At 40.7% G+C, this 19,234-nt stretch carries 13 protein-coding genes; 5 read left to right on the top strand and 8 right to left on the bottom strand.

Annotated elements, in window-relative coordinates; all coding sequences use genetic code 11:
• Positions 1-114 precede the first annotated feature (114 nt).
• The 3 genes from V7121_RS07390 to V7121_RS07380 all read left to right on the top strand — a co-directional run bounded on the left by V7121_RS07390 (position 115) and on the right by V7121_RS07380 (position 8,188).
• Entirely contained in the window at positions 115-4,668 is a 4,554-nt protein-coding gene (locus V7121_RS07390) for an Ig-like domain-containing protein (RefSeq protein WP_335546210.1), read from the top strand.
• 193 nt (positions 4,669-4,861) lie between these two features.
• Positions 4,862-5,791, top strand: coding sequence for a DMT family transporter (locus V7121_RS07385; RefSeq protein ID WP_335502721.1), 930 nt, complete (start codon positions 4,862-4,864; stop codon positions 5,789-5,791).
• A gap of 243 nt (positions 5,792-6,034) precedes the next feature.
• Positions 6,035-8,188, top strand: coding sequence for a methyl-accepting chemotaxis protein (locus tag V7121_RS07380; protein WP_335546209.1), 2,154 nt, complete (start codon positions 6,035-6,037; stop codon positions 8,186-8,188).
• Positions 8,189-8,241: 53 nt separating this feature from the next.
• On the opposite strand, the gene V7121_RS07375 is transcribed toward V7121_RS07380, so the two are convergent.
• The gene (locus V7121_RS07375; protein ID WP_335502727.1) at positions 8,242-10,269 is read right to left on the bottom strand and encodes a peptidoglycan recognition protein family protein; all 2,028 of its coding nucleotides are present in this window, start codon (positions 10,267-10,269) and stop codon (positions 8,242-8,244) included.
• Positions 10,270-10,556: 287 nt separating this feature from the next.
• On the opposite strand from V7121_RS07375, the gene V7121_RS07370 reads away from it, so the two are divergent.
• Both V7121_RS07370 and V7121_RS07365 read left to right on the top strand, forming a co-directional pair.
• Positions 10,557-11,180 (top strand): GNAT family N-acetyltransferase, encoded by a 624-nt coding sequence (locus V7121_RS07370; protein WP_335546207.1) that lies wholly within the window; start codon positions 10,557-10,559, stop codon positions 11,178-11,180.
• Between the two features lie 73 nt (positions 11,181-11,253).
• The gene (locus V7121_RS07365; RefSeq protein WP_335502732.1) at positions 11,254-11,466 is read left to right on the top strand and encodes a spore germination protein; all 213 of its coding nucleotides are present in this window, start codon (positions 11,254-11,256) and stop codon (positions 11,464-11,466) included.
• Positions 11,467-11,522: 56 nt separating this feature from the next.
• On the opposite strand, the gene V7121_RS07360 is transcribed toward V7121_RS07365, so the two are convergent.
• The 7 genes from V7121_RS07360 to V7121_RS07330 form a co-directional block, all read right to left on the bottom strand.
• Positions 11,523-12,029, bottom strand: a complete 507-nt coding sequence (locus V7121_RS07360) for a DoxX family protein (RefSeq protein ID WP_335502735.1) — start codon at positions 12,027-12,029, stop codon at positions 11,523-11,525.
• 339 nt (positions 12,030-12,368) lie between these two features.
• Positions 12,369-13,574, bottom strand: coding sequence for a C40 family peptidase (locus V7121_RS07355; protein WP_335546205.1), 1,206 nt, complete (start codon positions 13,572-13,574; stop codon positions 12,369-12,371).
• A gap of 277 nt (positions 13,575-13,851) precedes the next feature.
• Complete coding sequence (locus V7121_RS07350; RefSeq protein ID WP_335546204.1) at positions 13,852-14,997, bottom strand: ABC transporter permease; 1,146 nt, start codon at positions 14,995-14,997, stop codon at positions 13,852-13,854.
• Positions 14,997-16,109 carry an ABC transporter permease gene (locus V7121_RS07345; RefSeq protein ID WP_335502743.1) on the bottom strand — a complete coding sequence of 371 codons (1,113 nt, stop codon included), beginning with the start codon at positions 16,107-16,109 and terminating at the stop codon, positions 14,997-14,999. Before V7121_RS07345 ends, V7121_RS07350 begins: the two co-directional genes overlap by 1 nt.
• Positions 16,110-16,121: 12 nt before the next feature.
• Entirely contained in the window at positions 16,122-17,060 is a 939-nt protein-coding gene (locus V7121_RS07340) for an ABC transporter ATP-binding protein (protein WP_335502746.1), read from the bottom strand.
• Positions 17,061-17,220: 160 nt separating this feature from the next.
• Positions 17,221-18,324, bottom strand: coding sequence for a sensor histidine kinase (locus tag V7121_RS07335; protein ID WP_335546202.1), 1,104 nt, complete (start codon positions 18,322-18,324; stop codon positions 17,221-17,223).
• A gap of 1 nt (position 18,325) precedes the next feature.
• Positions 18,326-18,970, bottom strand: a complete 645-nt coding sequence (locus V7121_RS07330; RefSeq protein ID WP_335502751.1) for a response regulator transcription factor — start codon at positions 18,968-18,970, stop codon at positions 18,326-18,328.
• Positions 18,971-19,234: the final 264 nt, after the last annotated feature.

Here is a 19,234-nt window from a genome sequence, read left to right as displayed (position 1 = left end):
TATTTTTTGATTGTGTCGAACTTTATATAATTTTGACTAGTATTATAGTAAAATATGGTTTATATAAGAACTATATTATATGTATATTTTCACTAGAAAGGGGTTCGGTTAGATTTGTCTCAAAAGAAAGCGAGCAAAGGGCTTTTGTCGTTGCTTTCCTTTTTACTAGTCCTCTCTCCGGCATGCACAAACATTGTTACAGCCGCTGAAAAGGATTCAAACACCATATCTGTTGTAGATAAAAAGGACCCGTTGCAACCATTAAACCAATTACACAAGCAACGAATCACGCAAACTACTAGTTTTACCCCCAAAAACAAGAAAGACTATAAAGCGGATGAATTAATTATTAAGTATAAAAATTCTGTCTCTGCTGCTAATTTAAAAAATAAACACTCTCTGAAAACTGAGAAGAAGTTCAAATCAATAGGGGCCGAGGTCGTTAAGGTTGAGAATGGTGCAAACATTGAAAGTTTGGTAAAAACGTTAGAGGACGACCCTGCAATTGCTTTCGTCCAGCCTAACTATATCTATCGTGCGGCAGATGTTCCCAACGATCCTTCGTTCAACAAGCTCTGGGGCCTGCATAACACGGGACAACAGGTAAACGGTGCATCCGGGGTGAACGATGTGGATATCGACTACCCTGAAGCTATGCAAGAGTTTAGTAAGGTGACAAATCAACAGCAAGTGGTGGTTGGCATAATTGATACGGGTATCGACATTAACCATCCGGAATTAATAGATAGTATCTGGACAAATCCGGGTGAAATAGCGAATAACAAAATAGATGATGATGGAAATGGCTATATCGATGATATCCATGGCTGGGACTTCTATCATTCTGATAATTCCGTGTTTGATGCAGAAGATGGCGACGAACATGGAACACATGTCGCCGGTACAATTGCTGCTAAAAGTAATAACGGTATCGGCATATCGGGTATTGCTCCGAATGTGAAGATTATGTCGCTAAAGTTCCTTGGAGCAGATGGATCTGGGAATACTTCCGATGCAATTCAGGCGATTGAATACGCCAAAAAAATGGGTGTTAAAATAACCAATAATAGCTGGGGCGGTTCTGAATACGACCAAGCCCTTAAAGATGCAATTGACCAATCCAATATGCTTTTCATAGCTGCAGCTGGCAATGATGGCCTTAATAATGATTTGCAACCTGATTTTCCTGCTAGTTATAATAGCCCAAATGTAATTTCTGTTGCTGCAATTGATAACTCTGGTAAGCTAGCAGGTTTCTCAAACTTTGGAGCAAACAGTGTAGACATTGCTGCACCAGGTACAAACATTTTAAGCACGGTTCCCAGAAAAATAGAAGAAGGAACAGCTGCTCAAATTTACAATAGTTCCTACCGTTACAAAGCAATCTTTAACGGTTTTGGTTTTGAAAATTTCGCCGCAGCCGATAGACAAGCAGCCTTCGCGAAAGCCGTCAGCTATTTAGGACTTACTTCCTCTTCAAAAATCCTATTGGTACAGGATGATGAAGCTAATATTGGTAATGTAAACTATTTATCAATTTATACAACACTATTAAATAATGCAGGACTGCCTTATAGTCTTAAAACCGTATCAGCGAATGAGAATGGTCCAAGTCTCTCAACACTTTCTGGGTACGATACCGTCATTTGGTTTTCTGGTAACGCCATGGGTCAAGTCAATCCTAATTTGACCTCAACCGACTTAAGTACGTTAGAACAATTTTTAAAAAGGGGCAATAAATCTTTAGTATTGAGTGGCCAAGACCTTCTCTATCGCAATGAAGACTCTTATTTTGTGAATACTATTCTTGGGCTTACGATAAAAGGGGAAGGTGAAACAAGCGCAAAGGTCACTGGGACAGCCGGGACGGTTTATGACGGACTATCCTATAGCGTTTCCTACGCACCATACGCCGATTATATTTCAAGTGCCAATGAAGCAATCACGAAAGTAAACTTGAAATTCGTTGCGGAAGAAACGTATACAAATGCTTATGCCTATTTAAATGGCACTTCCATGGCAACCCCCCACGTTACTGGTGTTGCGGCTCTTTTGGCAGGTAAATACCCTGGGATCGATCCTGGAAAATTAAAAACAATTATTCTAGCATCCGGGGCAGATTCTGCAGCATTAACCGGAAAAGTAGCAACCGGAAAAACGCTGAATGCACGAAACGCACTAACCTATACTCCCAAACCAGTCGTCAATGATTTTACAGATAAAGATACAGCTATTACCGGCCAGGCCGAGGTTGGAGCCAAGATCGTGGTTAAAAGTAACGGATCAATCATCGGTGAAGGCAATGCGATAGCAGACGGTACATTCAGTGTCGCGATTCCCGTTCAAAAAGCTGTGACGGAGTTAAGCATTACGGCAACGGACAAGGACGGAAACGTAAGCGAACCAGTCACAATAATCGTGAAAGATGTGTCCGCACCTGTGAAACCTGTAGTGAACGGAATGACAGACAAAGATACTGTGGTAAAAGGTCAAACCGAGGGAGAAGCAAGGGTTGAAGTAAAAGTAAATGGGACTTCCATCGGTTCAGGAACTGCAGGAACGGATGGCCATTTTACTGTGAACATCCCTCTTCAAAAAGCTGGAACGGAATTAGTTATTACAGCGACTGATCAAGCGGGGCATGTTAGTGAGGCTGCAATTGTGGTTGTAATCGATATGACTGTTCCTGATAAACCAATTGTAAATGAGGTTACCGATCAGGCTCCTTACGTCACAGGGCAAGCTGAAGCCGGAGCTGTCGTGGAAGTAAAAGTAAATGATTCGGTGATTGGTACGGCAACGGCCGACTTAAATAACAAGTTTATGGTTACCATCCCAGTTCAGAGGGCTGGCATCGAATTAGTCATTACTGCCACCGATACTAGCGGAAACAGGAGTGAAGCAGCTATTGTCATTATTAAAGATGTCACCGCTCCTGCAAAACCTCTAGTATATGAAGTGTCCGACAAAGACACTCAAGTGGAAGGGCAATCGGAAGTTGGAGCCAAAATTGAAGTGAAAGCAAGTGGCACAGTAGTTGGGACTGGAACGGTAGAAACCGATGGCAAATTTTCGGTTTCAATTCCGGTTCAACTTGCAGGGGCTGAGCTATTTATAATAGCGACTGACACATCTGGAAATATGAGTGATGCCACTACCGTTGTGGTCAAAGAGACGACTGCTCCATCAAAACAACTAATTGTCAATGAAGTAACCGACCAAGATACGACCATTTTAGGGCAAGCGGAAGCTGGAGCTAATCTAGAAGTAATAGCAAACGATTTAGTGATTGGTAAGGGATTTGCAGGAACTGATGGTAAATTTATTATCTCCATTCCTGTCCAAAAGGCCGACACTGAATTAATTATTACCGTAATTGACCAAGATGGAAATGCTGTCGAGTCCACATCAATCATGGTAAAAGATGTAACCTCACCTCTACAGCCAAGCGTAAATAATGTGACCGATCAAGATACAATTGTTACGGGCCAGGCAGAAGCTGGGGCTATCGTGGAAGTAAAAGTAACTGAATCAGTCATTGGTACTGGTACAACAGAAACTGACGGTAAATTCATTGTTACCATTCCCGTTCAAACAGCCGGAACAAAACTTGTCATCACGGCAACCGATCCAGTAGGAAATATTAGTGATTTTACGATTGTTGAAGTTATTGATAAAACAGCACCAGCGGCACCTAAAGTGAGTGTAGTTTCTGACAAGTCAAACGAAATAAGTGGTACAACGGAAGCTGGAGCAACTGTGACTGTTACAATTGGGATTTCAACCTTCGCGAAAGTTGCGGATTCTGACGGAAACTTTAAAATAACCATTCCAATACAAACAGCCGGAATAAAGATCACCATTACTGCGGCTGACGGTAATGGAAATGTTAGCTCCGTGACAACCATTACTGTCATCGACAAAACCGCGCCAACCTTATTAACAATCAGTTTGGTTTCAAATAAATCGAACATCATCACAGGGACAACAGAGGTTGGAGCTATTGTTACTGCAACAATTGGTACGAAAAAATATACAGCTTTTAAAGCAGATCCAAAAGGTTCCTATAAAGTAATCATTCCACTCCAAAAAGCAGGGACAAAGATAGCTGTAACAACTAAGGATGGAGTAGGAAATGAAAGTACTGCTAAAATTATTACAGTTCTTGATAAAATTGCCCCGTCGGTACCAACTGTTTATACCATTTCTAACCTAAACAAGGTTATCACGGGTAAAGCAGAAGCTGGAGCTTATATTGCCGTTACAATAGGATCAAAAAAGTACCTTGGAAAAGCAGATTCAAAGGGTTACTATAAAGTAACCGTTCCAGTTCAAAAAGCAGATACGAAATTAACCGTGACAGCCAAGGATGCAGACGGAAATATCAGTACTGCTAAGTATGTAACCGTCGTTGACAAAATTGCCCCGTCGGTACCAGTTGTCACTACTTCGGTGAAAAGTACAACCAAAGAGATCTCAGGTACTGCCGAGGCATACGCTACCATTACCATTAAGGTTGGTAAAAAAGTCATTGGTACTACCAAAGTAGACTCAAAAGGGAAGTATAAAGTGAAAATCAAAGCACAAAAGAAGAAAACGGTCCTAAGTTTGACAGCTACGGACAAAGCAAGAAATGTAAGTAAAGCGAGGACAGTGAAAGTAAAATAAATCTTATCCCCTTAATGAATCATTAAGGGGATTTTTTTCATCATTTACTCAATTCCCCTTTCATCTTGGTATAAATTTATTACGTCCGGTAGCTGACGCCATGATATAATAAAATTTATTTACTATAACTTTCGGGCTTCGAAGGAAGTTTTATTTATTAGAACAGGCCTATTAATAGGCAGAGGGGGATATGATGAAACAACAGGAAAAAGATACTACTAGAAGCATCGGCCTGCCGCTAACCATTTCCATAATCGCTATCTCATTTTCAGCGATTTTTGTCAAATGGTCAGATGCACCGGCCTCGATTTTGAGCATGTATCGGATGTGGTTTGCCAGTATCTTAATGGTGCCCATCGTTTGGAAAAAACGTGGTGAATTTAAAAATATCGTTAAAAAGGATTGGTTCTTTTTATTTTTTTCTGGTCTCTTTTTAGCGCTTCACTTTGTTCTTTGGTTCCAGTCATTAAAGCTAACAACGGTTGCAAGTTCAACGATTATCCTTGCCTTGCAGCCAATTGTCTCCCTGCTCGGTGGCTTTCTTCTATTTAAAGAACGAACGACGATTTCTGCATTGATGACGATGGGAATCGCCATCATCGGTGCGATGATGATTGGCTGGGGCGACTTCGGTTTAAGTAAGAATGCTATTACGGGTGATTTACTTTCCTTTTTTAGTGTGATCTCTGTCGTTGGTTACTTATTAATTGGGCAATCCATCGTCAAAAAAGTCTCCCATTGGCTCTATAGCTTTTGTGTCTTTTTTTCAGCAGCGATTGTCCTTACCATCTATAACGTTTCGGCAGGCGTGTCATTAACAGGCTATCCAGCCAAGGAATGGGGAATCTTCCTACTACTCGCCACGGTACCAACTGTCAGTCACGTGATAAACAACTGGCTTCTAAACTACGTCAATGCGACAACCATTTCAATGAGTATTTTAGGTGAACCCGTCGGTGCCACCATTCTAGCAGTTATTTTATTAAATGAGCATCTTGTCACCTGGCAAATTATCGGCGGTTTGCTCGTCCTGCTTGGCGTCTTTTTCTTTTTGACTCAGCAGCAAAAACCAGCCACTGTACAGCTTAAAGACGATAGAACGATCGAGCCAGTGCAACACTAAGTTGATCTGTCAAAAACCTACTAATAATCCTAGTAGGTTTTTTGTGTTCCAATTTATTTTATGAGTTTTCTATGTCATTTCAAAAAAGAGTAATTTTTCAAGTGGATAATTGTGACATTTCTCATAACAATCCCTTCCAATTATCTATATATTTGGTGAAGTAAATGGTTTATTTTTCCTAGGAATTAATATTTTAATATAATTACAACCAAGGCAAACACATTGAAAAGGAGAGCTAAAATTATGTTTAAAAATGTGTCAATGAATGTGAAACAAATGGGCAGTTATATTATTATCATCCTATTTTTTATCGTGATAACAGATGTTTCCTATAACAACGTCCTCCACCTCAGAGACCAAACTATTACAATTGGGAAAACAAATGTGCCTAAGATAGTGGCATTAGGAGACTTAAAAGAAGAACTCATTCGAATCGATCAAAATATAACCAAACATGGTTTTGAACGTAATATTGAAGAAAAGGTAAAACTAGAAAAGCTTATAAAAGAGGACATAGCAAATGTAGAAAAGAATGTAAAGGAGCTAAACAAGCTCAAATACTCTAATCAAGGCGAAAAATTACTAACCGAGTTTAACAACAATTTTGAACAATATAACGGAAATCTTTCATTGTTTTTTAACAAGTCCAGAACAAACAATTATCAATTAATACATACACAGTTGAAAGAATTCAATCTCATTAGTGAGAAGAACAATATGCTTCTAGGAGAGCTTTATCAAACCGCTAAAGATAATGCCAATGATACGATTGATAATTCCTACAAAGACTCAAACAGGTTCAATTATGAAATTCTCATCCTATCAGTTATTGCCTCGTTGTTTAGTTCATTTATTGCCTTTTTTACAACTAGACTCATCTCACGTACGGTAAAAGGATTTATTAAAAATGTCGATCGAACGAATAATTCAGTGACAGAAATTAAAAAGTCGATTGATAAAACAGCGGTTAGTGCCCAAGAATTAGATGCATCTATGAACAAAGCTAATAATTCCGTTAGTGAATTGGTTAATTCTATTAAACAAGTAGCTGGGAATACCAATGTAACAGCGTCTGGAGTTGATGAAATCTCAGCAGCGGTGGAGCAAATGAATGCAACGATCAACATAGTAGCTGGAAGTGCAAATACACTTGCTGTCTCAGCAGAAGAAACCTCTTCTGCCATTGAAGAGATGATGGCTTCCATTGAACAGGTGGCTGGCAATGCTAGCAATGCCAGTGCTGGTGTCGAACAAATTGCGGAAGCTATTGAAGAAATGAGTAAATCAATTAAAGGTGTTAGTGAACATGCCGTTGCATTAACAGATACGGCTGAACAAACTTCAGCAACGGTTGAAGAAATGGTTGTCTCAATCAAACAAATTGCTGCAAGTGTCCAAACAGTCAACAATCTCAGCAACTCTGTTAAGGATGATGCCCAGGAAGGGACATTATCCTTGAATGAAACCTTGAATGGAATGAAAGAAATTTCTCAAGTGATTAACCAAGCTAGTGAAATCATGCAAAAACTCGGAAAAAGTTCGGAGGAAATTGGCAGCATTGTCGCAGTTATTGATGAAATTGCAGACCAAACCAATCTGCTGGCTCTCAATGCTGCGATTGAAGCGGCTCGAGCGGGTGAACATGGAAAGGGTTTTTCAGTTGTAGCTGAAGAAGTACGAAAACTGGCGGAACGTTCCGCGCATGCAACGAAAGAAATTGCCAATCTTATCAAGGGAATCCAAGCTGAAACGGCTGTTGCCGTGACATCAATAAAAGAAGGTGCCCATAAAGTTAGGGTCGGCAATCAATTGGCCGACAAAACCAATCAGGCCATCCAGAAAATTTCAGAAGGTATTAATCAAGTAACAGAAGAAATGAACCAAATTGCTAAAGCAACTGAGGAGCAGAGGAAGAATAGTGAATTCATTACAGAGGCTGTTGAGAATGTAACAATTCAAACCATTGAAATGAAACATTCAACCAAAGAACAAGCGACCACGGCAGCCGAAATTGTGCAGGGTATTATCGATACAAAAGATCAGGTCCACCAGATTTCTATTGCAACTTCAGAACAAGCCAGGGGCGGACTTGCCATAGTAGAGGCAGTTGAAAATGTCACCAAACAATCAAGCTCGGTAACGATTGCCACAAAAGAACAGGCACAAACCTCAGATGAAATTGTTCGAAATATCACCAGCATCAAAGAGAGCGTCAACCAAATGATGGTTGCAATTAACGAACAGGCTAGATACGGTCAAGAAATTGCTTTAGAGGTCGAAAATGTCATGAAGCAAACAGGAGAGTTAGACTCTAGCATTGAAACTCAAACTAAAGAAGTTGAAGATGTAGCAGTTGCTATTAGTGAGGTAAATAATCAAGTTAAGGTATTAGGATGATGAACCATAGAAAAAAGGGGCTAATTTTAGCCCCTTTTCCCATTTAAATTAACCTATTTCGTCAACCAAACTGTCTTCCCCGCTAGCTTTCCGCGATACCAGTAAGTGGTTCCGACTTTAGCCGTCAGCTCCGCTGTGAATTTCTTGTTTTTGTAGGAAGAAAGGTACTTATACACAACATCCTTCTTACCGCCCCACGCTTTGCTATAGGCACTGCCCGTTCCCTTTAGATAGATGGTTTTAGCTTTTTGGCTTACCACCGCATAGCTAATGTCGGAGATATCGGACGATTTGACCCAGCCGACCACGCCCGAACCATCATAGCTTTTACTTAACAAATAATAGGTTTGACCGCTGAGCTTACCTTTTCTTTTAATATAGTAAACCTTATTGGTATAACCAGAGGTTGCCGTAAAGTAGGCGCTCGCCCCCAGCTTGCGATAAATCTTGATGTTGCTTTTTTTGATATTACCTAATCGATTTGTAGAGCTTTCGAGCGCAGGTGTCAGGTACCCGCCGTTGATCCAGACGGTTTTACCAGCGAGACTTCCGCGATACCATGTGCCAGTGCCCACTTTTTCGGTTAAGTTAATCTTAAATTCTTGGTTTTTATTTTTCGAAAGATCTTTAAAGACAAGATTCTTCCAGCTGCCCCATGGGTTGTTATAGGCGCTGCCCTTGCCCGTGAGATACATGGTTTTTGCCTTGTTGTCATAAGTTGTATGGGAATAGCTGGTCATATCCGACGATTTGACCCAGCCGATTACACCTGTGACACTACTAGGCTGACTACTAATTAAATAAAAGGTTTGATCGTTGATGGTTGCCTGTTTCTTAATATAATGGACGGTACCGGTGTAGGTTGCTCCAGCTTGAATGGACCCATCTTGGTTCCCGACTGTTTTATAAATCATCACAGACGCATTTTTAAGCTGGCCTAAACGGCTGGTTGACTTCTCCACTTTAGGCGCCAATCGACTCGAATAAAGCCAAACGGTTTTTCCATCTAACCCTCCGCGATACCAAACCATATTGCCAACTGTTTCGGTCGCATTCACTTTAAACTCCTGGTCTTTGTAACTGGAAAGTGAATAAACGATATCTTTCTTCATGCCCCAAGCCTTGCTATAGGCACTGCCTTTCCCTGTAAAATACAAGGTTTTTGAAGTAGCCTTTACACTGGACTCAGGATAGGTGAGTATATCTGAGGCCTTCGCCCAGCCAATCACTCCGTCCACACTGCTTGGCTGCTCACTAAGCAAGTAATACGTTTGGCCGCTGATAAAGGCTAATTTTTTTATGAACAAGGTTTTGTTCGTATAGGCTTCACCTGCTGGGGAGGCGGATGCTGTATTATTATAGTCTTGGTAAATCATTACCTTGCTGCTTGGGAGCTGCCCTAAACGGTTCGTGCTCTCTGTTTTGTTAGGGAGCGTTTTATATTTCGCCGTGACTAGCTGGACAAACTGATCCCAGCTATAACCCCACTTTTTAAAATAAGCATGGGGATCGCTATGGTTGGTTCCGCCAAGGTACTTCGAAACCGCCCCATGAGACCATAACGTTCCTACACCTGTTTTTTCCGCGTTAACTAGCGGAAGGTTATAATCATAAAGTACAGATACAATGTAATTCGCATAGTTGTTAATCGAGCGTGCAAATTTGTCAAAGGAATTCTCTCTGACCAACTCAATATGCACAAAACGTTGGTTTGCATAAGAGCCTGCTCCCCATGCCCCATAATTCGGTGTATGGATTTCAATGACCCGCGAACTATCGGCGAACGCATGAACAAAAGCACTTTGGTGGTTCCTCACCATATAGGCAATCTCACCCGTAATCGTTGAGCTGTTATTGGCCGTTTCATGGGCAACGACGCCCTCCACTTCGCCATAACCATTTCGGTAAGTAAAATTGGTAAAAACGCTTTTGTAATCATTTTCTACCTTTGCAGGTACTAGTTTCTTAGAATTAATATAATCGTTTACTTTGGGATATGTCGTTCCGGCTGCGCTCATGAAAGATGGATGTACTAAAACAAAAATCAACAGTGACAAGACAGAGATGACTACTTTCCTCATTATTCCTCCTAATATAATAGTTTATATGTCTGATAGACTCATAAAAACTATTATACTACGTAGTTCGACACGAATCTAAGGAAAATTTCGGTTTGCAAAGTAATTGTTGAAAATACGAGACCAGCGATGGCGTCCTGTTTCCTCGGAAGTAGTCGGCACTTGTTTACTGGCGGATAGCCACACCTTACTCCTTAGTACTTTGTTTAACGCACATAGATGGATATTTTTTTACTATTAGTGCATGATTTTATAGAGAATATTTACCAAGGATGAGGCAGGCAGCGAAGATGAAAATCAATAATATCGAAGTATCAGAAGGCAGTCTAGACGAGCTTATGGACGTCTATCAAAGTTTAGTAAGCGAATTTCCAGCCAATGAACTAAAAGCGTACAAGCATTTGCAATCGCTTTTGGCGAAAAGGCACTATAAGCTTCTCCTCGCAAAAGAGAAAGAGGAGTTGGTAGGCTATGCCTTACTCTATGAGATAGAACATCTATCAGCCATCTGGCTTGATTATATGGCAATCGACACTAAATTCAGGAATGCTGGGTACGGAACGCAGCTTTTTAATAAAATCATTCAAACAAAGCGGGATGACTTGGTTGGTATGTTCGTAGAGGTGGAAATACCCGAGGGTAATGAAGCGACGCGAAAACAGCAACAACGACGAATAAACTTTTACGAACGATTGGGAGCTAGAAAGTTAAACATCCCTTATCAGCTTCCTACACATGAAGGCGGGTTCCCAATGTACCTTTATTTTAAACCCTCTTCAACAATACAGCGATTGCCAAAAGAACAAATACGAGCAGTGATTGCGGAGGTTTTTGATCATATTCATTCAGATATACACGATCGATATGCCATTTTAGAGAAATTTTTGCATTTAATTAAGGACGAGAATTTTTAGGAAAAGATCGCCCCGCGAACAAAAATAGGAAATTTGCATATAGTAAGTAATTAAAAAGTAAAGGATGTTCTTTATGAAGGAGTTTCCAGTCAAGATTGATACCATTAGTGGCGGGGTGGTCCAGTTTGGCAATTCATTGTTTATATCTCCAAAAAGCGCCTCTAAAAGCACAGTCGGTTCAGGATCCACTAATTCAGGGGTTCATATAACAACAATTACGGGATCAAGTACCAGCACGGCAGTTAATTCTGATTTATTTGACCAGCCAATTGTTAATGATAACTAGAAAAGCGCAAAAGACGATTCGGAACTGAATCGTCTTTTGATTGAGAATTTATTCACTTAAACTCTCTCGTGAACAGTACCTTTTTTGCTCATTCTTCTAATAAATGGAATCACCCAACGGTCTAAACCGATTCTGCCTGCATTGTAACCAGCTGTTAAAATGATAAAGCCAAGGAAAATGTCTCTAGGGTTATGAGATACCGTACCTGCTAAGAAGAAGCTGAAGTTCATGACTAGACCGAAGAACATCGCTGCAGTTGTTAAGCATCCAAGAATTAATCCTAAGCCGATTAACGTTTCACCCCACGGAACGATGACATTGAATACATCAACATTAGGTAGTGCAAAGTGTTTCAAGAAGTCTACATACCAGCCAAATACAACGGTGCCATCTGGACCTTTTACAGGATTTGCGATCGCTCCTTTTAAAAAGCCTGCCGCATCAAAGCCGCCGCTTGATAATTTTCCATAACCTGCTGTAAACCAAGAATAACCTAGGTATAATCGTATGAACGTTAATATAACTGCTGCAATCTTATTTTCTCTTAGAAATTTATTAAACATAAATGATTCCGCCTTTCAAATTTTGTTTCTTCTTTATGATTCCAATATATTGCATTTTCTATGTAAACAACACAGGTATAGTGATAAGTTCACGGTTTGTTTAAAATGTTTTGACGAACTATTGAACGGCTTTAAAAGAATTTTCCAATTATTATCCAGATAATGTCGTAAGTTTTGTAAAATAGGTAATAAATATCCGAAAACATGTCATAAGTCTGCAAATTTATGTCATAAGTGCCCTTCAATTTGTTATAAGTCCACAAATTTACGTCATATGTCTTTACGCATAGAAAAAAGGCCTGGAGTGTTCCTCCAAGCCTTTTGCTGCTCTATTATATTTTAATGCAACACTCTTGCTGCCGTTGTAAATTTAGCTGGGTTATAATCTCTAATTCTTACGACATCACCCGTTTGTGGAGCATGAATATATTTGCCGCCTCCAATATAGATGCCGACATGGTATGCAGGGTTTCCTCTAAATACTAAATCACCTTTTCTGACATTGTACGGAGAAATAGCGGTGCCAACATCCTGTTGAGCACGAGCTACCCTTGGAAGATAAATGCCAACTGAACGGAACACATATTGTGTTAGACCTGAACAGTCAAACCCGCTTGGAGATGTTCCGCCCCAAACATAAGGGACACCCAAGAACCGTTTAGCATATTCGACAACTGCATCTGCCTTATCAGCGTTTGTTGCTCCATCATCCTCATTTATGATAGATGGGCTATCGTTGTTGTCATTGTTTGCCGAAGAACGAGGTGCCTTTTGACTTGGACTCGGACTTACTGGAGCTTTTTGACGAGCTCTTTCTTGTGCTTCTCTTCTTGCTCTTTCTTGCGCTTCTTGACGTGCTTGATCTTGAGCCTGTTTTAGTGATTCTTCATTAGCTAGCTGGGTTTGTTGTTGCTTTAAGGTATCCTTTGAGTCTGCTAATACCTTATTCATTTCTATTTTATCCGCTTCAATCTGTTTCTGTTCTGAAGCTAATTCATCCTGGCTGTTTTTTAATTGAGCTAATTCTTTTTCAAGCTTTTGCTCTGCTGATGTTAATGATTCTTCTTTTTTAGCTAACGCGTTCATGACATCTGTATTACTATCAAGAATTTGCATAATCGCAGTCGAGCGAGTTAATAGCTGGGAAAAGCTTTTAGAAGACAGAATAAATTCTGCGTAGGAAATCATTGACTGCTGGCCTTGCTCCTGCATGGTTTTTAGTCTTGCAGAATAATAGGTTTTGTTCGCTTCTAAGTCTTTTTTGGCTCTTTCAATATCAGCCTTTGTTTTGATGATTTGACCCTGTTGCCCTTTAATATCATCGTTTAGCTGTTTGCTTTTTTCCATTCCGATCATGATTTTGTCGTCTAGTTTTTGAATTCTTGTTTCTACTTCTTCAATCTGATCTTTTGTCTTATCAATTTGTCCTTTTGTCTGATTGATTTGCCCTTGGGTAACCGTTGGACTTGCAAAAGCAGGAGCTGCTTGAAAGATTGAAGTTAGTAACGCAACTGATACCGAATATATTAATAATTTCCGTTTCATACATACACACCTTTTCCTCAAGAAAATTTTTCCGACTAATATAGTTATAGTTTAAATTTTCAAGAGAATAATAACAATGGAAGTTGGGAAAATGTAATGAATTTGTAATGTTATGTAGAATATTTAGTGAAAGAGTCGAAAAAAATGACCTCAACTTTTGTCAAAATCACTAACTTTTAGTACAAATTACCTAGACCAATGAAAAAAGACCATCAAAATTTGATAGTCTTTCTCCTTACTTCATTACCTTTTTAATAGGTATAACCTAACAACCAGATTAAATAAAGGTCTGTGTCGAATTATTTCGGCTGAATCGATAAACAGCAATCAAGAAAAACGCGGCCGCGAAGGCGAATAGAATGATGTAATGTAAATACAAACCGCTAAATGAATTTCCTTCCTGCAGTTTCGTTAACGTATCCAAGGTCCAGCGCTGCGGCAGGAAATCAGCGATTCTTTGTAATGATTTCGGCATTACTTCCACCGGCCAGAAGCAGCCGGAAAGCATCACAGTTGGGGTAATAATTAAATTCTGCAGCCCACCCGCGGCACTGCGGCTGTTTGAAAAAGAAATAATCACTAACGAGATTCCCACTGCTATTAATGAAAACAGTAACATCACGAAAAGGGCAGCACCAAACGACATATTCATCCCGATATGAAAGATCCCTTTCATAATCGTCAACGTAATCAGTACCTGAATCGACATCAAAATCATGTTAACGATCACATTGGAAAGGATATACTCTCTGGCGTTAATCGGTGTCGATAATAACCGATAATAGGTACGGTTTTCTTTTTCCAGTAGAATGATCTCGGACATATTGCCGGCTGACATGAGCATAATCATGATCAGGAATCCGATTGTTTGGTTGGTCATATACTTGTTTTTGGAAGAATCCTCTAACGCGTGTGTGGTCAATTGATACCCCGTTTGTTGGAAGTCTTGATACATCTGCTCGAACGTCTGTTGATTTCCATCCGCCACATAACTAATGGTCGCGATATTATCAATATACTGATGCAAATACGACTTCACGTAGCCAGTAATCGCTGCTCCCTTGATTGAGGTGATCTGTATATGGTCCGGTTTTCCAGCCAAGACACTGGCAGTGAACCCCTTCTCAAAGGTAATCACACTGTCGAGGTCACCCGAGGAAATTTTCCCCTTAACTTGATCAGCGGCTATCGGCGCTATTTCGACATTTTCTAAGCCTTTTAAAAATTGAATCGTATCCGAGGTGATCGCGCTTTGATCCTGATTGACAATCCCGACATGCAGAATTGTTTTTTGATCGCCGCCATAAACGAGCAGGGAAATAAAAATCCCGACTAATGGCATACATAAGTACATAATAATGTTTTTCTTTTTTCGAAACGTCACACGCAAGGTGTTCTTAATTAACCAGAGGATTTCCTTCATTATAATCCCTCCCGTCTTTGCAAAGAGATAATCGACACGAGCAAGAAAATGAGTGCCCCAGCAAGATTAATCGTCAGGGCAGGAATGGCTGCCGCAAAGTCATTCGCATAAATAATCTTTATCAGCGCGGTATTCATCCAAGTTAGCGGCGAGAGGTCGGTTATCAACTTAAAGATGCCTTCAGGATTATCAATTTTAAAATACGCACCGCCAAAAAAGGAGGATAACTGAACGAACAGCATGATGATCACGGTCGGGCCGGCACTAGTTTTTGTCAGGAAGCTGACACCAATTCCCAAACTGACCGCAAACACCACTTCTGTCAGTAACACTAGGAATACCAGACCAGGATGCTCCCCCCAATTGGCTTTGAAAATGAGCTTGCTAAAGAGGATAACGAGCAGGATACAGAGGCTATTACTGACAAGACTCCCCAGTACTTTTCCGATAAATATTTCGCTTTTTCTGACTGGCGAAGCAATCAGGCGCTCGGCTGTCCTCCGCACCCGCTCACTCGTGATTAATGAACTGGCGGACATGGCTCCATAAAGGATAATCATCGTCGTGATGACAATCGCATAATAATCCATCGAACCCGGCTGTTGGTCGGGAAGCAATGAAGTTTCCTTAATAAAATTCACTGAATTTTCATGAGTGAAGGCACTTTCCAGCCTTTCCGGAGCCACTTTGATAATTTCAGAAGCAATATTGTATTGGTCGACAAAAGAGGAAAGCATGCCTTCGAGGATCGTTCCTTCGATACTGGTCCCATTATTGACAAAGAGCTGAATCCCTTGATCAGTTACTTCAACATAGCCATCATAGTTCCCTTGCTTGACTTCCTTTTCACCATCAATGAAGCCGGTCACTTTTTTAAAATGAAGACCAGACTTTTCAGCCTCGCTGATAAAATGCCCAAAGTACTCCCCCATTGTAGTATCTTTATATAAAACATCGATATCATCGACAGGAAGACTGGTCGTAAACGTGTTCGACAATGCCGTCCCAAGTACAAGCATTAACACGATCGGAAAAGCTAACATAAAAACCAAAGTGCGGGTGTCGCGGAAGTCCGTTTTAATTCCTTTCCAGGCGATATTGATGATATTCAAAGTGAATCCCCCTTATTGGTCACGTAAATTTCGGCCCGTCAATGTTAAAAATACAGTCTCCAGGTTTGGTGCTTTTTCTTGTAAGGAGCGGATTTCCATTTGGCAGCTCATCAAATGCTCAATAATTTTGTTGAGGTTATTGACGCCAGTATCGGAGTTAATTTTAATCATATTTTCATCGACCGAGATGGCTTCCACACCATTAATGCTTTTAAGCGCCGCTACGTCGACCTTTTCTGCCGATTTAACCTCAATCCAGACATCCTTCGTATTGGTAATAATCGACTTCAACTGCTCTTTCGTCCCCTCGGCAATGATTTTGCCATGATCAATGATTGCGATGTGTGAACAAATCTCCTCGACTTCCTCCATATAGTGGCTCGTGTAAATGATTGTACAGCCCATTTCATTTAACTTGCGGACGGAGGTAAGAATATAGTTCCGTGATTGTGGATCAATCCCGACGGTTGGTTCATCCATAATAATTAACTTTGGGCGGTGGGCAATTGCACATGCAATATTGAGGCGGCGTTTCATCCCCCCGGAAAAGCTTTTCGGATAACTTTTGTGTTTATCCTCGAGGCCTACGAATTCAAGAGCCTCCACGACTCGCTCATGTAATTCGGCTCCGCGCAAGCCATAAAGGCCCGCAAAGAATTTCACATTTTCATAGGCAGTCATATCTTCATAAATGGCTAAATCCTGTGGGACCATGCCAATATTCATTTTGGCAAAGCGGCTGTGTTTGGTACTGTTTTTCCCGAGGATGTAAATCTCCCCATCATTGCTGCGCAGCAGACCAGCAATCATATTAATCGTCGTACTTTTCCCTGCTCCATTGGCACCAAGGAAACCAAAGATTTCCCCCTCAGCCACAGATAGACTCATATTATCAACTGCAATAAAGTCAGCGAATTTTTTCGTTAAGTTCTTAATTTCTAAGACATTCATCCTCTCACTCCTAATCCATTTGTCTGCTTCCAGTATATAGAAAAAGAATGAACGCGCATAAGTGCAATCGTTCATTCTTTTCACATGAGAATATTCATATAGTTAGTGTGAGATTCTCATAAAGGGAAAATTTCAACACCTCGGTGTCTTACAGCCCACTTTATTCGAAGGGCAGGAGCATGGTCACGGAGAACCCCTGCGTGCTGTCGATAATTACCTTTCCATGGACAGCAGCTGTCCGCTCCTCCATACCAATGATTCCTAAACCCTTCCTAATCGTATCCGTTCCCGCCCCATTATCCCTCACTTCAACGCGAATCAGTTTGTTAAGGACCTTTAGATCGACCGAAACTTGGCTGGCATGAGAATATTTAAGCGCGTTCGTCAACGCCTCAGTGATATTTTCATGGATGATTTTCCACTGAATGGGGGAAATGATGTCTAAGTTACCTTCATGGGTAAGGACCGTTTTGAGCGGTTGTTTGGCGTTGAAATCATCAATCAACAGCTTCAAGCGATGAATCCCCATTTGTTCTGTCGGGGGCTTCAGATTCTTTAGGGTCAGGCGAATATTTTCAATTCCTTCTTTTGAAATGTTGATCGCATTTTGAAGGAGCTCCGTGGCCTTATCTGGATCGGTCATCAGCAACCGTTTCGCCGCTTCCATTTGAAAGAGTGCCCCTGTCATCGAGTGGCCAATCTTATCATGGATTTCCTGTGAAATACGGTTGCGTTCCTCCAATTTAAAGGTGTATTCGGACTGCCGTATGTATTCTGTATTTTCATTGATATTCTTAGTTAGTTTCTGCAGCTTTCTTCGCATTGAATCGTTTAGCTCTTCATTTTTTAGAAGTTTTTCACCATAGGTGGACGTAAGCGAAAAAATCAGAAACGAAAGGAAGGCTACTAAGCTATAAATCGGCCGTAACGATGGATCCATATCCAAAATGGGGACCAAAGCTAGCAGCAATATGAATAATTTCTTTTCAATCCAGCCAGCCGCCAGTTCAACGATCGTTAGCGGTAAGATCAAACTGAACAAAGGATGGACAACGAGATAGGCCACTGTCGTAATAGCAATCGACAGGGCTAGGACCGCCTTTTTGGTGGTGTGATTTTTAAAAAGATAAACGGTAATATTGGTAGAAAAATAAATAAGGAAGGCAAGAACCACCCAAGAGATATGACTGACATTTTCTTGGACACATTGAACGGCAATATAGACTAGCAGCACCATCTTTGTAAAAATGATCCAAAACTCCATCTCAGTCGACTTTCCCGGTCAAATAATAAATGGCAATTTGGGTTCGGTGCTCAAGCCCTGTCTTACCTAAAATAGACGTGATGTAATTGGCAACCGTCCCCTCAGAGATAAATAATTGCTTCGAAATCGCTTTATTGGAATAGCCTTTTGCAATCAGTGCCAAAATATCTCGCTCTCGTTCTGTAAACGGAGTTAGGTCCATTTTTGCTTCTGATTCGTTCGTTGCCGTCACCGACAGATTGGATTTTAATTTTTCAAGGATTCCCTCCTGAAGAATACTGTTGCCATGAAAAACACTTTTCATCGCATCACGGATTTGTTCAGGATCATTATTTTTTAATAAATAGCCTTTGGCCCCGTTTTTAATCGCATCCAATATGTATTCATCATCATCAAAAGTGGTTAAGATTATCGGCTTCGTACTCGTCTGCTCGGCGATCAATTTCGTTGCTTCGACCCCGTTTAAATGGGGCATACGCACATCTAGCAAGGCAATATCGACTGCATGTGCCAGGCAGTAATTGACGGCCTCTTCTCCATCACTCACCGTGTCAAGCACTTCAAATTCCTCGTAAGTCGACAAAATAATCTTCAGACCCTCCCGAATAAAAGAGTTATCATCCGCAATTAGAACCATAATTTTCATAGCCTTAGGGTCCCCCCTCTCTGTAATTCACACGTCCTCCTTGTTATTATAACAAGAAACAGGCTGGCAATTGTATTCTCATCTGCTTAGAATCTCACAGGCGCCCATTCATTGGACGGATGTCATGCATACAGTACTAATGGTAATCATTCTAATTTCAAAAGATTACCCTACAAAATGACACGTAAACAATTAAAAAAGGAGATGTATGTATATGATGGGAGGATTTCATGGCGGAGGAATGGGTGGACACGGCGGAATGGG

The organism is Neobacillus drentensis (genome assembly GCF_036962125.1).
Taxonomy (GTDB): domain Bacteria; phylum Bacillota; class Bacilli; order Bacillales; family Cytobacillaceae; genus Neobacillus; species Neobacillus drentensis_B.
The sequence above is the reverse complement of the archived record's forward strand: the minus strand, read 5'-3'. Positions and strand labels throughout refer to the sequence as shown.

What these genes read in the sequence shown, in the direction of transcription:
- V7121_RS07385 (WP_335502721.1), top strand. Translation starts at nt 4,862, where the DNA reads ATGAAACAACAGGAAAAAGATACTACTAGAAGCATCGGCCTGCCGCTA.
- V7121_RS07380 (WP_335546209.1), top strand. Translation starts at nt 6,035, where the DNA reads ATGTTTAAAAATGTGTCAATGAATGTGAAACAAATGGGCAGTTATATT.
- V7121_RS07375 (WP_335502727.1), bottom strand. Translation starts at nt 10,269, where the DNA reads ATGAGGAAAGTAGTCATCTCTGTCTTGTCACTGTTGATTTTTGTTTTA.
- V7121_RS07370 (WP_335546207.1), top strand. Translation starts at nt 10,557, where the DNA reads ATGAAAATCAATAATATCGAAGTATCAGAAGGCAGTCTAGACGAGCTT.
- V7121_RS07365 (WP_335502732.1), top strand. Translation starts at nt 11,254, where the DNA reads ATGAAGGAGTTTCCAGTCAAGATTGATACCATTAGTGGCGGGGTGGTC.
- V7121_RS07360 (WP_335502735.1), bottom strand. Translation starts at nt 12,029, where the DNA reads ATGTTTAATAAATTTCTAAGAGAAAATAAGATTGCAGCAGTTATATTA.
- V7121_RS07355 (WP_335546205.1), bottom strand. Translation starts at nt 13,574, where the DNA reads ATGAAACGGAAATTATTAATATATTCGGTATCAGTTGCGTTACTAACT.
- V7121_RS07350 (WP_335546204.1), bottom strand. Translation starts at nt 14,997, where the DNA reads ATGAAGGAAATCCTCTGGTTAATTAAGAACACCTTGCGTGTGACGTTT.
- V7121_RS07340 (WP_335502746.1), bottom strand. Translation starts at nt 17,060, where the DNA reads ATGAATGTCTTAGAAATTAAGAACTTAACGAAAAAATTCGCTGACTTT.
- V7121_RS07335 (WP_335546202.1), bottom strand. Translation starts at nt 18,324, where the DNA reads ATGGAGTTTTGGATCATTTTTACAAAGATGGTGCTGCTAGTCTATATT.
- V7121_RS07330 (WP_335502751.1), bottom strand. Translation starts at nt 18,970, where the DNA reads ATGAAAATTATGGTTCTAATTGCGGATGATAACTCTTTTATTCGGGAG.